The organism is Actinacidiphila alni (assembly GCF_900112845.1).
Classification (GTDB): Bacteria; Actinomycetota; Actinomycetes; order Streptomycetales; family Streptomycetaceae; genus Actinacidiphila; species Actinacidiphila alni.
In genome coordinates, this window is the sequence record NZ_FONG01000004.1 from 188,543 (window position 1) to 201,017 (window position 12,475).

Here is a 12,475-nt window from a genome sequence, read left to right on the forward strand (position 1 = left end):
CTGTCTACCCTGTGAGGCTACTGATCACGTGTTCGGAGTGAAACACGCGACCGGGGATCGAGGGTCCGTTTTCGGTCAACAAACACCGGCATGTGCATATGCGAGTACGCGCAGATGCGGACTCGCGCACACACCAGCGCGGGTCCGCTGCCGGGGAAGGCAGCGGACCCGCGATAGTTTTCGGACAGCCTGGACGGACCGGAAGCGGGCCGTCCGACGGCGGGGGCCGTCGGATCACCAGGCGCCGTCGGTCAGCAGGCGCCCTCGTCCTGCCACACGCCCCACTCACCGGTGGTGCCGGGCTCCTCGTTCTGCGTCCACCACTTGGCCTTCCACTTGTGGCTCTTGTGGGCGACCTCGTTGCCGCCGACGTAGACCGCGGAGGCGCTCCATTCGGCGACCGTGCAGGTGCCGCCGGGCGGGGTCGTCGGCGGGGTGGTCGGCGGCGTGGTGGGCGGGTTGGTGGGCGGCGTGGCACCGGCGAACTTCACCGAGTACTTGGCGAAGTCCCAGGCGTTCTGCGTCACGCTGCTGCACACGCCCGAGGTGGTGCCGTTGTCGGGCGGGCTGCACTGGCGGTCGCGGTTGAGCGACCAGAAGGTGAAGCGGCCCATGCCGTGGCTGGTGGCGTAGTCCAGGACGGTCTGGAAGTCGGCCTGGTAGAAGTACTCGCCGCTGTCGCTGCGGCCGTTCATGCCGGAGAAGCCCTCGTGGGCGTACGCGGTGGCGGTGTCCCAGCCGAAGGTGGTCTTCAGCAGGCCGTTGAAGGCGGTGAGCGCGGAGGTCTGGGAGGCCGCACCGTTGAAGCCGCCGTCGAACGGCATGATGGAGAAGTTGTTGGGCGTGAAGCCCTGCGACTTGGCCTCGTTGAGCATCTGCTGGCCGAACCAGCCGGTGCCGGCCGCGGTGCCCGCGGTGGTCACGGAGATGAACAGGCCGGGGTTGTTCTGCTGGAGGATCTTGGCCGCGCCGATCTCGTGCGCGACGGCCGCGGTGTTCTCGTACTCCGGCTCCTCCAGGTCGAAGTCCATCGCCTTGAGCTGGTACTTGTTGATGACCTGCTGGTAGGCGGCGGCGGTGGACGCCGCGTCGGAACACGCCTGGCCGAGCTTGGTGCCGCCGTAGCCGCCGATGGAGACCGAGACGTCGCCGCCCTTGGCCCTGATCGCGGAGATCACGCTCGCCACCGCGGTGTCGGAGGAAACCGCCTTGGTGCCGTCCCAGGTCGGGCTGCAGCCGCCGCCGTTGGGGGCGAGGATGAAGGCGAGCTGGAACGCCTTCAGACCGGTCGCGTCCATGATGGCGGTCGCGTCCGGCGGGTTGTTGTCGTTGGGCATGAGGTACGGCGCGGCGGCGTACCAGTTGTTGGACAGGGCGTTGGCCGAGACCGTGGCCCCGTTGGCCTGTCCGGTGCCGAGGACGGCGGCGGTGCCGAGTCCGGCCACGGCAAGGGCGGCGGCCGCGACACCGGAGCCGATTGCTTTGAGACGGTTCACGTCGTACCTCCTGTGGGGGAACGTGGCAGTCAGAATCCTGCCGTGACGGGAACCCGTCAATGGTTGGTCCAGACCTTTGGACTAAACCACGAATTGGTCTCTACCACTCAACACCACGCAGGCCGGGCCCCGTCCCCCACGAAAGCGGCGAACGGGGCCCGGACGAGGGCCGGTCCGACCGGACTCAGACGATCCCGACGGCCGCCAGCGCGCGCCGCTGACCCGGGCTCGGGTGCGCCGGGAAGTAGACGTACGCGACACCGCCGGTGCCGCTGCTCACCCCGCCGCTGGCGTTGATCCGCTTGGTGCGCAGCCAAATGGTTTCGAACTGGGCCCGCTTGTAGATGTTGCGGACCGCGTCGTCGCTGGAGCTGGCCGGGTCGTTGGCGACGATGTCGCCGTCCGGTGTGAAGCCCGCGATGCACATCAGGTGGCCCGAGGTGCCGTAACCGGCGCCGTCCAGCTCGCTCGCCAGGAAGGACTGCGAGGTGATCACCGGGATGCCGGCCTTGATCAGCCGCTCCACGTCGTCGAGCGAGTGCAGCCGGGTGATCACGCCCTGCAGGTCGGTGTACGTGGCCGCGTACGCCGCGTTGAACGGCCAGTTGCCGCAGCCCTCGTACTGGTAGTCGTAGGTGTACCGGGCGCCCTGGTCGACCTGCGGGTCGGCGTAGGAGGGGTCCACCCAGGACATCTGCTCGGCGGTCGGACCGCGGCCCCAGTACTCGATGACCATCGTCGAGGAGGTCGGGCTGCACCACGCCTCGCCGCCGTTGTCGTACTCCGGGTACTGGCCCTTGTGGATGTTCTGCGAGTAGCGCGGCACCGGCAGTTCGACGCCCTTGGCGACGCCGGGCACCGAGGCCGGGACGGTGTAGCGGTCCGGGATGTTGGACGCCATCGCGCCGAGCCGCCACACGGTCGGGGTGGCGTGGCTGCCGGGCTTGCGGAAGAGCGTCAGCCGCAGCCGGTACGAGGCCAGCAGCGGGCCGGCCGTGGTGTCGTCGATGGAGAAGGTGTCGGTCCAGATGCTGCTCTTGCCGTCGGTCTGGTCGTCCACCGAGGTGCGGCGGATGTCCTCGGGCCCGTCGCCCGCGGTCCACCGGCCCATGATGTACGCCGGGGTCGCGGTGCCGTCGGTGTACGTGCCGAGGAGTTCGACCTGGATCCAGGTGCCGGCCGGGGTGTGCGCGTTCCAGGACGCGATCAGCTCGCTGGCCGGGTGCGGCACCCGGCGGACCGGCGAGGTCCAGGAGGCCGACTCCCAGGTGGCGGTGGTGCCGGTGTGCGGGTCGGTGTAGTCCAGCGTGCCGGTGGCCCGGCCGATCACCACGCCCGGCCGCCGGCCGGGCAGCGGCAGGGTGCCGTGATGGGTGCCGAACAGCCAGTCCGGCAGCGTGGTCCAGCCGTGGTAGTCGACGGGGGCCTCGTCGGACGCGCCGCCGCCTGCGTGGTGCCGCGCGGCGGCATCGGGACCGGCCGCACCGGAGGGGGCGGCCGGTGCGGCGGAGGCGGACTGCGCGGTCGCGGTCGCGGTGGCCGCGGCCGCCGCGAGTGCGGCGGCCAGTACGGCACGCCGGGGCGCGGGTCTTGTCATGGCGGTGTTCCCCTCGATGTGATCGGGAATTCCTGCCCGCTCCTTGCCAGGGCATGACAGGTGGCCCCAACTATCGTCGTTCACCGCCCGTTTCCACCAGGGTTTTCGGCCGCGCACCGGGATGAATATTGGACTGGACCACTGGCGGTCAACCGGGCAGAACCACCAGGTCACGCCCTGTCAGATTGAGCCGCTCACCGCCGCTTTCCGTGCACACGGCGATATCCTCGATCCGCGCGCCGAAAGTGTCCGGCAGGTAAATGCCCGGCTCGACGGAGAAGGCCATTCCCGGCTCCAGCGGCCGTTTGCTGCCCGCCACGATGTACGGCTCCTCATGGGTGTCGAGCCCGATGCCGTGTCCGGTGCGGTGGATGAAGTGGTCGCCGTATCCGGCGTCGGTGATGATGTCGCGGCCGACCGCGTCCAGTTCCTCCGCGGTGATGCCGGGGCGCACCGCCTCGGTCTGCGCGGTCTGGGCGCGCAGCAGCACGTCGTACAGCTCGCGGAAGGCGGCGGGCGGCTCGCCGACGGCGTAGGTGCGGGTGGAGTCCGAGCAGTAGCCCTCGGCGGTGGTGCCGCCGATGTCGATCACCACCGGGTCGCCGGTCCTGATCACCCGGTCGGACACCTCGTGGTGCGGGCTCGCGCCGTTCGGCCCGGAGCCGACGATCACGAAGTCCATGCGGGCGTGCCCCGCCTCGACGATGGCGTCCGCGATGTCCTTGGCGACCTCCCGCTCGGTACGGCCGGGCCGCAGCCACTCGCCGATCCTGCGGTGCACCCGGTCGATGGCGCCGCCCGCGCGGCGCAGCGCGTCGACCTCGGCCGGCGTCTTGCGCATCCGCAGTTCCGCGAGCACGTCGCCGGCCAGCACCGCCTCGGCGCGCGGCAGCGCGGCCTGGAAGGCGAGCAGCTTCTGCGCCCACATGTGGTCGTCGACGGCGAAGCGCGCGGTGCCCGCGGGCAGCCGCCGGGCGATCAGCCCGTACGCGTCGTCGGTCTCGTCGAAGCCGACGATCTCGATGCCGAGGCCGCCCGCCGGGGACGCCTGCGCCGAGGGCTGTTCGAGGCGCGGCACCACGAGGAAGGGGTCGCCCTCCACCGGCACCACGAGACAGGTCAGCCGCTCCAGCGGCAGCGCCTGGTACCCGGTCAGATACCGCAGATCCGGGCCGGGGCTCACCAGCAGCGCCTGGACGCCTGCCGCCGCGGCTTCGGTACGCGCCTTGGTCAGGCGCTCGGACGTGTACAGCGTCGCCGCGCTGCTCTCGGAGTGGGTCACGCTTGCCACGGTAACCCGCGGGCCGGGGCGGCTGCCTGTTCATTTGCGCGCCGCCGACCGCCCTACAGTGCAGGCATGGACGCGATGACGTTGCGGCAGGTCGGGGCGATCGTCCGGGAGGCCGTGCCCGCCCGCGGGCGGACCCGGCTGATCGCCGTGGACGGCCACGCGGGGGCCGGCAAGAGCACCGTTGCCGCGCGGCTGGCGGCGGAGCTGGGCGGGGCGCCCGTCGTGCACACCGACGACCTGGCGACGCACGAGGAGCCGTTCGGGTGGACCGAACGGCTCGCGGAGCAGGTGCTGGCACCGCTCGCGGAGGGGAAGGCCGCGCGGCACCAGGTGTACGACTGGACGGCGCGGCGCTTCGCGGGCGAGCGCGAGGTCCCGCCGGCGCCGGTGGTACTGATCGAGGGCGTCGGCAGCGGCCGCCGCGCGCTGCGCCCGTATCTGGCGTTGCTGCTGTGGCTGGAGGTGTCGCCGGAGGTCGCGCGGCGGCGCGGACTGCTGCGCGACGGACCGGAGCTGGCGCATTTCTGGACCGGCTGGACCGCGGCGGAGGACGCCCATTTCGCGGACGACCCGTCGCGCCCCTTCGCCGACCTTCTGCTGCGTCAGACCGAGGACGAGCGGGGCTGTCTCGCGGTCCCGGGCCCTGGCCGCGATCACCGGGAGTGACGGCTCGGCGGCAGCGTGCCGCCACCGCTCCGGGGCGCCGGCGCGGGGTCGTCAACTCCGCTTGACCGGCCGGGTATCCAGCAATTACGTTTTCAACAAGCGGTCGGAGACGGCCGTTCAGTAGACGCGGAGCCCCCGGTTGTTCCCCCGTGACCGGGGGCTCCGTCCTGTCCCCGGCCCGGAATCCGCCGCTCCGAACGGCGTTTCCCTCACGCACGGTCACCGCGTGACGGCCGTACGTCGGGGGCGTGTCGTGCCGCCGCCCGCGCCGCGCGCCGCACGCTCCGCCCGATTCCCGCACCCCCCGCAGGTCACGGCACCCTACGGCCCGCACGACATCGCGGGTACGATGCGAAAAGGGCGGACCGGCGGCCGGGGGTGGGCTGTCGCCTGCCTCAACTCCCGCCCGGCACCTGTGGGTTGGGACAGCGGGCGACAGTGCGGCGCGGGGGAACGATTGGTGGGGACTTGATGGACTTCGGCACCGAGCGGCCGGGCGCCCCGGCCGATCTCGCCTGGCTGCGCGGCGTCGACGCCTACACGATGGGCGCCTACGTCCAGGCCGAGGAGGAGTTCAGGACCGCGGTCCGGATCGACCCCGGCATGGCCGACGCCTGGCTCGGCCTGCACGCGCTGCGCGCCGACACCGCCACCGCACTGCTCCAGATGTACCGGCACCGCGACCGCTTCGGCGAGCAGCGCGCCGCCCACCGCAGGACCCTCAACTCCTGGTACTGGCTGGGCTGGTGGGTGCAACCGGTGCTGGAGACCAGCCGCGACCTGCTGCTCGCGCACGCCTCGCACTGGCTGGACGGCCGCCATGTCGCCGAGCTGGACCGGGCGTTGGCCGACTGTCCACCGGTCGACACCGATCCGCAGGTCCGCTTCCTGCACGCCTGCCGGGCGTATCTGGTCAAGGACTGGGAGCGGCTGGTCCGGCACACGGAACCGCTGCTCGGCGATCCCGTACTCGGCATCGAGGCCGGGCTGTTCGGCGGTATGGCCCGGGTCCGTCTGGAGATGTGCGGCCAGGCGGAACCGCTGCTGTCCGCGGCCCTGATGCGCTGCCGCAGCGAGCAGCCGCAGCGCAAGGAGCTGCGCTACTGGCTGGCCCGCGCCTACGAGGGCACCGGGCGCACCGCGGCGGCCGTGCCCCTCTACCGCGCCGTGCACCGGGTCGACCCCGCCTTCATGGACACCTCCGCCCGGCTGGCCGCGATACACGAGACCGACGACGGCCTCGACGAGGGCGCGGGCCTGGCCGCCGTATCGCTGGCCGGGACCGGGCAGGTGATGCCCGAGGGCGGCGCCGACCTGGAGTCCGCGCTGCTGTCCGACCCCGGTCAGGGCGGCGTCCCCGGCCCGGAGCCGGAGGACCCGCTGCTGTCCGGCGGGGCACTGGAGGACGACGTACGCGACCGCTCCGCGTCCCCGCTCGGCGGCCCGCTGCCGGTGCAGCTCCCGATGGGCGGCTCCGACCCCGTACTGCTCACCCAGGCGCTGGCCGAGCTGGACCGGATGGTCGGCCTCGAGCCGGTCAAGCGCCAGGTGAAGGCGCTGTCCGCGCAGTTGCGGATGGCGCGGCTGCGGGCCGGACAGGGGCTGCCGGTGCAGCCCCCGAAGCGGCACTTCGTCTTCTCCGGCCCCTCCGGCACCGGCAAGACCACCGTCGCCCGGATCCTCGGCCGGGTCTTCTACGCGCTCGGGCTGCTCGGCGGCGATCACCTGGTGGAGGCCCAACGCTCCGATCTGGTCGGCGAATTCCTCGGCCAGACCGCGGTCAAGGCCAATGAGCTGATCGATTCGGCGCTCGGCGGTGTGCTGTTCGTGGACGAGGCGTACGCGCTGTCCAACTCCGGCTACAGCAAGGGCGACGCGTACGGCGACGAGGCGCTCCAGGTGCTGCTCAAGCGCGCCGAGGACAACCGCGACCGGCTGGTGGTGATCCTCGCGGGCTACCCGGAGGGCATGGACCGGCTGCTGGCCGCCAACCCCGGTCTCAGTTCCCGCTTCACCACCCGCGTGGACTTCCCCAGCTACCGGCCGCTCGAACTCACCCGGATCGGCGAGGTCCTGGCGGCGGAGAACGGCGACCGCTGGGACGAGGAATCCATCGAGGAACTCAAGGCGATCGCCGGACACGTCGTCGACCAGGGCTGGATCGACGAGCTGGGCAACGGCCGGCTGCTGCGCACCCTGTACGAGAAGAGCTGCGCCTACCGGGACTTGCGTCTTTCGGAGTATCCGGCGACACCGAACCGCGACGAATTGGCGACGCTGCGGCTGCCGGACCTGATGCAGGCGTACGGGGAAGTGCTGTCCGGGCGCGGCCCGGGGGCGACGCCGTCCGACCCGGTCGAGTAGCACCGACCGGGCCGGACGTCCGCTCAAGCGCGGGCGCTACCGGACGAGTTCACCGGAGCCCTCGGCCGACCGCGGATGCGACCGCGGGTGCGCGTGCGGGTGCGGGACCTCCGGGCCCGGTCCCGCGGCACCCGCGGGCTCCTGCGGGGAGCGGTGCGCCGGGTCCCGCACCTCACCGACCAGCATCTCCAGCACGTCCTCCAGCGCGACGAGCCCCAGCGGCCGCCCCGCGGCGTCCGCCACCGCCGCCAGATGCGACGCGGCACGCCGCATCGCGGTGAGGGCGTCGTCCAGCGGCAGGTCGGCCCGCAGCGTGGTGATCGGCCGCCACAGCCGCGGCGGCACCGGCCGGTCCATGTCGTCGACGTCGAGGACGTCCTTGACGTGGAGATAGCCGAGGAAGGCGCCGTCCGCGTCCGCGACCGGGAACCGCGAATACCCGGTGCGCACCGTCAGCTCCTCGACCTGCCGCGGGGTCGCGGCCGGGTCCAGGGTGATCAGTTCGGCCGGGGTGAGCAGCACCTCGGTGACCGGGCGGGTGCCCAACTCCAGCGCGTCCTCAAGGCGTTCCTGCTCGTCGTGGTCGAGCAGCCCGGCCTGCCGGGCGTCCTCGACGAGCACGGTCAGCTCGGCACTGGTGAACACCGCGTCCACCTCGTCCTTCGGCTCCACGCCGAAGGCCCGCAGGATCAGCCGGGCGCAGGTGCCGAGCACCGAGATGACCGGGCGGAAGACCCGGGCGAAGCCGACGAGTCCGGGGCTGAGCCACAGCGCGGTCTTCTCCGGGGCCGCCATCGCCAGGTTCTTCGGCACCATCTCGCCGATCACCAGGTGCAGGAAGACCACGACGGCCAGCGCGAGCGCGTAGCCGATCGGGTGCACGAAGTCCTCGGGGATGTGCACCGCCTCGAAGACCGGCTCCAGCAGGTGGGCGACGGTGGGTTCGGCGACCGCGCCCAGGGTCAGCGAGCAGACGGTGATGCCGAATTGGGCGGCGGCCATCATCTGCGGCAGGTGCTCCAGGCCGTACAGCACCGTACGGGCCCTGCGCTGCTCGGCGGCGAGCGGTTCGATCTGGCTGCGGCGGACCGAGACCAGGGCGAATTCGGCGCCGACGAAGAAGCCGTTGCCGAGCACCAGCAGGACGGCGAAGAGGAGTTGGAGAGCGCTCATCACCGGCTCGCCTCCCCCGCGACGGCCCCGGCATCGGCGGCGGGCACGATCCGTACCCGCTCGGCCCGGTGGTGGGTCACGTCGCAGACCAGCAGCCGCCAGCCGGGCAGTTCGGCCTCGTCCCCCGGTTCCGGGATCCGGGCCAGCAGGTCCGCGACGAGTCCGGCGACGGTCTCGTACGGGCCCTCGGGGGCGTGCAGGCCGATCCTGGCCAGGGTGTCGATCCGGCAGCTGCCGTCGGCGTCCCAGGCGGGTCCGCCCGCCTCCGCGGTCTGCACCTGCACCAGTTCCGGCAGGTCGGCGGCGTCGTGCTCGTCCCGCACCTCGCCGACCAGTTCCTCGACCAGGTCCTCCAGGGTCACGACCCCCGCGGTGCCGCCGTACTCGTCCACGACGACCGCGATCGGCTGCTGGCTGCGCAGCATCTCCAGCAGTTGCTGGCCCGGCAGCGTCTCGGGGACGAGCAGCGGGGCGACCGCGATCGACCCTGCGGGGGTGCGGTTGCGCTGGTCGGCCGGGACGGCGAGGGCGTCCTTGAGATGGACCATGCCGGTGATGTCGTCGAGCCGCTCACGGTAGACCGGGAAGCGGGACAGGCCGGTGGCCCGGGTCAGATTGAGCACGTCGGCGGCGGTCGCGGTGTCCTCCAGCGCGCTGACCCGGACCCGGGGCGTCATCACGTTCTCCGCGATGAGGTCGCCGAGCGACAGGGTGCGCACGAAGAGGTCGGCGGTGTCCTGCTCCAGGGCGCCGGCCTGGGCCGAGTGCCGGGCGAGCGAGACCAGTTCCGTGGGGGTACGGGCCGAGGCGAGTTCGTCGGCGGGCTCCACGCCCAGCATCCGCACCAGCCGGTTGGCCGCCGCGTTGAGCACCTCGATGACGGGCCGGAAGACCCGGGAGAAGGCGCGCTGCGGTCCGGCCACCACACGGGCGACGGCCAGCGGGCGGGAGACCGCCCAGTTCTTGGGGACGAGTTCGCCGATCACCATCTGGACGGCGGAGGCGACCATCATGCCGACGACGACGGCGATGCCGGGTGCCGCGCCGTCCGGGACGCCGACCGAGGCGAGCGGGTCGGTGAGCAGGTCGGCGAGCGCCGGCTCGGCGAGCATGCCGACCACCAGGGAGGTGATGGTGATGCCGAGCTGGGTGCCGGAGAGCTGGAAGGAGAGTTTGCGCAGGGCCGCGACGACGCTGCGGGCCCGCCGGTCGCCGGCTTGCGCGGCGCGTTCGGCCGCGGGCCGTTCCACGGTCACCAGGCCGAATTCGGCGGCGACGAAGAAGCCGTTGGCGAGGATCAGGACGAGGGCTGCCGCGAGCAGCAGCAGTGAGGTGCTCATGAGGCCGCCGCTCCGGATTCCCGGGTGGGAGGGGCGGCGCAGGTACTACCGGACGGTTCGTCCATCGGGGTGTGAGTGTCACTCCTTGGTTGGTCGGGGCCCCGCGGGCGGTGCACCAGCGGTGCGGGGCGAGCGCGGTGGGCGCCGTTCGTCCCCAGAGTAGCCATTGGCGCGGCGCGGGCGAAGGACGGCGGCCGCCGGTTCCGGTCCCGCGGCCGGTCCTTACGGCCGGCGCGGGGCCCGGAAGGGGCCGTACGGGGACGGCGGGGTCAGTGGTCGGCCGCCGCGGCGCCGTGGGCCTCGCCGAGCGTCTCCACCAGCGAGCGCAGCAGCCGGGCGTCACCGAGCGCCTGCTGCTTGGCGATTCCGGGCTGGATGCCCATCGCGGCGAGCGTCGTGCCGTCGGCGAGGTCCAGGTGGACCCAGGCGTCGCCGGGCCGCAGATTGACCCGCAGCACCTCGGCCCAGGCCAGCTGCCGCTTCACCGTGAGATTCACCACGGTGATCCCCTCGGCGGCCACCACCACCTTGGGGCGGCTGAGCAGCGCGAGCGTCGCGGCGATCAGCACGCCGAGCACGATCACCGTGGCCCGGTCGCCGGTGCTCCACGGGCTCGCGCCGTCGTGCGGCATCAGCAGCGCGACGATCGTGAGCGCCACCATCAGCGCGACGCCCAGCGTCAGCAGCACCACCCGGGTGAGCACCGGCCGGAACGTACGCGGCAGTCCGGCCAGTGCGTCCCGGACCCCTTCCCCGGTGCCGGTCACAGGCGTGCGGCGTGGATGCCGGTGGTCAGGATCGCGCGGGCGCCGAGGTCGTACAGCTCGTCCATGATCCGCTGCGCGTCGCTGGTCGGGACCATGGCGCGGACCGCGACCCAGCCCTCGTGGTGCAGCGGCGAGACGGTGGGCGACTCCAGGCCGGGGGTGAGGGCGACGGCCTTCTCGACCTGCTCGACGCGGATGTCGTAGTCCATCATCACGTAGCGCCGGGCGACCAGGACGCCCTGCAGGCGGCGCAGGAACTGCTGCACCTTGGGGTCGTCGGCAGGAGCCCCGGTCCGCCGGACCACCACCGCCTCGGACTCCATGATCGGCTCGCCGAAGGTCTCGAGACCGGCGTTGCGCAGCGAAGTGCCGGTCTCCACCACATCGGCGATGGCGTGCGCGACACCGAGCTGGATGGCGGTCTCGACGGCTCCGTCGAGGTGGACGACGGCGGCCTCGATGCCGTTGTCCGCCAGGTGCTTCTCGACGACGCCCTCGTACGAGGTCGCCACCGTCTTCCCGTTCAGGTCCTGGACGCTCTCGGCGGTGCCGGGCTCGGCGGCGTAGCGGAAGGTGGAGCGGGCGAAGCCGAGCTGCAGGATCTCCTCGGCGCTGGCGCCGGAGTCCAGCAGCAGGTCACGGCCGGTGATGCCGATGTCGAGGCGGCCCGAGCTGACGTAGATCGCGATGTCGCGCGGGCGCAGGTAGAAGAACTCCACGTCATTGGCGCTGTCGACGAGGACGAGTTCCTTGGACTCCTTGCGCTGGCGGTAGCCGGCCTCATGGAGCATGGCCGCCGCGGGTCCGGACAGTGAGCCCTTGTTGGGGACGGCGATGCGCAGCATGAGGACGGCTTCCTTGTCTGGGGAGTCTGGAGTCTGACGTTTCGGGTGTCTGCGTGGTCGTACAGGTGGCGGGGAAACGCCCGGGGCTCCGGCCTCGCGGAGCCCCGAGGGGCCGTACGGCTCAGAGATGGGCGTAGACGTCGTCCAGGGAGATCCCCCGGGCGACCATCATCACCTGAACGTGGTACAGCAGTTGGGAGATCTCCTCGGCGGTGGCGTCGGCGCCCTCGTACTCGGCGGCCATCCACACCTCGGCCGCCTCCTCGACGACCTTCTTGCCGATCGCGTGAACACCCTTGCCGACCAGCTCGGCGGTGCGGGACGTGCTGGGGTCGCCGGTGGCGGCCTTGTGCCGGAGCTCGGTGAAGAGTTCCTCGAATGTCTTGTTGGCCATGGTGATGCCTAGCCTACGGGGAACCGCCGCCTGCTCAGCGCCAGGGTTCGGAGACCGAGCGCAGGATGGTGGCGGTGGCGACGGCCGCGGTGACCGCTTCGTGCCCCTTGTCCTCGTTCGAGCCGGGCAGTCCCGCCCGGTCCAGCGCCTGCTCCTCGGTGTCGCAGGTGAGGATGCCGAAGCCGACGGGCACGCCGCTCTCCACCGCGACCTGGGTCAGGCCGGCGGTGACGCCCTGCGAGACGTACTCGAAGTGCGGGGTGCCGCCGCGGATGATCACGCCGAGCGCGACGATCGCGTCGTAGCCGCGGCCCGCCAGCACCTTGGCGACCACCGGCAGTTCGAAGCTGCCGGGCACGCGCAGCAGCGTCGGCTCCTCGATGCCGAGGTCGTGCAGGGCACGTACGGCCCCGTCGACGAGGCCGTCCATCACCTGGGTGTGCCACTGCGCCGCGATCACGGCGACACGCAGGTCGCCGCAGTTCTTCACGGTCAGCTCGGGGGCGCCCTTACCGCTCACTTCTCTCCTCGGTGCTTGGTGC

Annotated in this window: 11 protein-coding genes; 2 read left to right on the top strand and 9 right to left on the bottom strand. The window is 72.0% G+C overall.

The genetic code is table 11. The features are described from left to right. Positions 1–251: 251 nt before the first annotated feature. The 3 genes from BM076_RS08645 to BM076_RS08655 all read right to left on the bottom strand — a co-directional run bounded on the left by BM076_RS08645 (position 252) and on the right by BM076_RS08655 (position 4,375). Positions 252–1,496 (bottom strand): chitinase, encoded by a 1,245-nt coding sequence (locus BM076_RS08645; protein ID WP_093712837.1) that lies wholly within the window; start codon positions 1,494–1,496, stop codon positions 252–254. Positions 1,497–1,680: 184 nt separating this feature from the next. Further along, the gene (locus BM076_RS08650) at positions 1,681–3,093 is read right to left on the bottom strand and encodes a C39 family peptidase (protein ID WP_093712838.1); all 1,413 of its coding nucleotides are present in this window, start codon (positions 3,091–3,093) and stop codon (positions 1,681–1,683) included. 148 nt (positions 3,094–3,241) lie between these two features. Further along, the gene (locus BM076_RS08655; RefSeq protein ID WP_245795868.1) at positions 3,242–4,375 is read right to left on the bottom strand and encodes a M24 family metallopeptidase; all 1,134 of its coding nucleotides are present in this window, start codon (positions 4,373–4,375) and stop codon (positions 3,242–3,244) included. A gap of 75 nt (positions 4,376–4,450) precedes the next feature. Here BM076_RS08655 and BM076_RS08660 point away from each other — a divergent pair, with 75 nt between their 5' ends. Both BM076_RS08660 and BM076_RS08665 read left to right on the top strand, forming a co-directional pair. Next, entirely contained in the window at positions 4,451–5,050 is a 600-nt protein-coding gene (locus BM076_RS08660) for a uridine kinase family protein (RefSeq protein ID WP_407640637.1), read from the top strand. Positions 5,051–5,521: 471 nt separating this feature from the next. Continuing rightward, entirely contained in the window at positions 5,522–7,414 is a 1,893-nt protein-coding gene (locus BM076_RS08665) for an AAA family ATPase (protein ID WP_093712840.1), read from the top strand. A gap of 36 nt (positions 7,415–7,450) precedes the next feature. Here BM076_RS08665 and BM076_RS08670 read toward each other — a convergent pair whose 3' ends face one another. The 6 genes from BM076_RS08670 to ribH all read right to left on the bottom strand — a co-directional run bounded on the left by BM076_RS08670 (position 7,451) and on the right by ribH (position 12,453). Then, positions 7,451–8,587 carry a hemolysin family protein gene (locus BM076_RS08670; protein WP_093712841.1) on the bottom strand — a complete coding sequence of 379 codons (1,137 nt, stop codon included), beginning with the start codon at positions 8,585–8,587 and terminating at the stop codon, positions 7,451–7,453. Then, complete coding sequence (locus BM076_RS08675) at positions 8,587–9,927, bottom strand: hemolysin family protein (protein ID WP_093712842.1); 1,341 nt, start codon at positions 9,925–9,927, stop codon at positions 8,587–8,589. The genes BM076_RS08670 and BM076_RS08675 overlap by 1 nt, the downstream gene beginning before the upstream one ends. A 269-nt stretch (positions 9,928–10,196) precedes the next feature. After that, positions 10,197–10,694, bottom strand: coding sequence for a PH domain-containing protein (locus tag BM076_RS08680; protein WP_245795869.1), 498 nt, complete (start codon positions 10,692–10,694; stop codon positions 10,197–10,199). Continuing rightward, complete coding sequence (hisG, locus tag BM076_RS08685) at positions 10,691–11,539, bottom strand: ATP phosphoribosyltransferase (protein WP_093712843.1); 849 nt, start codon at positions 11,537–11,539, stop codon at positions 10,691–10,693. The genes BM076_RS08680 and hisG overlap by 4 nt, the downstream gene beginning before the upstream one ends. A gap of 121 nt (positions 11,540–11,660) precedes the next feature. Beyond that, a complete protein-coding gene (locus BM076_RS08690) occupies positions 11,661–11,933 on the bottom strand; it encodes a phosphoribosyl-ATP diphosphatase (RefSeq protein WP_093712844.1) in 273 nt (90 codons plus the stop codon). Positions 11,934–11,967: 34 nt separating this feature from the next. After that, positions 11,968–12,453, bottom strand: a complete 486-nt coding sequence (ribH, locus tag BM076_RS08695) for a 6,7-dimethyl-8-ribityllumazine synthase (protein WP_093712845.1) — start codon at positions 12,451–12,453, stop codon at positions 11,968–11,970. Positions 12,454–12,475 lie beyond the last annotated feature (22 nt).

Excerpts from the sequence above, each read along its gene's own strand:
- BM076_RS08650 (WP_093712838.1), bottom strand. The coding sequence starts at position 3,093 with ATGACAAGACCCGCGCCCCGGCGTGCCGTACTGGCCGCCGCACTCGCG.
- BM076_RS08660 (WP_407640637.1), top strand. The coding sequence starts at position 4,451 with ATGGACGCGATGACGTTGCGGCAGGTCGGGGCGATCGTCCGGGAGGCC.
- BM076_RS08665 (WP_093712840.1), top strand. The coding sequence starts at position 5,522 with ATGGACTTCGGCACCGAGCGGCCGGGCGCCCCGGCCGATCTCGCCTGG.
- BM076_RS08670 (WP_093712841.1), bottom strand. The coding sequence starts at position 8,587 with ATGAGCGCTCTCCAACTCCTCTTCGCCGTCCTGCTGGTGCTCGGCAAC.
- BM076_RS08675 (WP_093712842.1), bottom strand. The coding sequence starts at position 9,927 with ATGAGCACCTCACTGCTGCTGCTCGCGGCAGCCCTCGTCCTGATCCTC.
- hisG (WP_093712843.1), bottom strand. The coding sequence starts at position 11,539 with ATGCTGCGCATCGCCGTCCCCAACAAGGGCTCACTGTCCGGACCCGCG.
- BM076_RS08690 (WP_093712844.1), bottom strand. The coding sequence starts at position 11,933 with ATGGCCAACAAGACATTCGAGGAACTCTTCACCGAGCTCCGGCACAAG.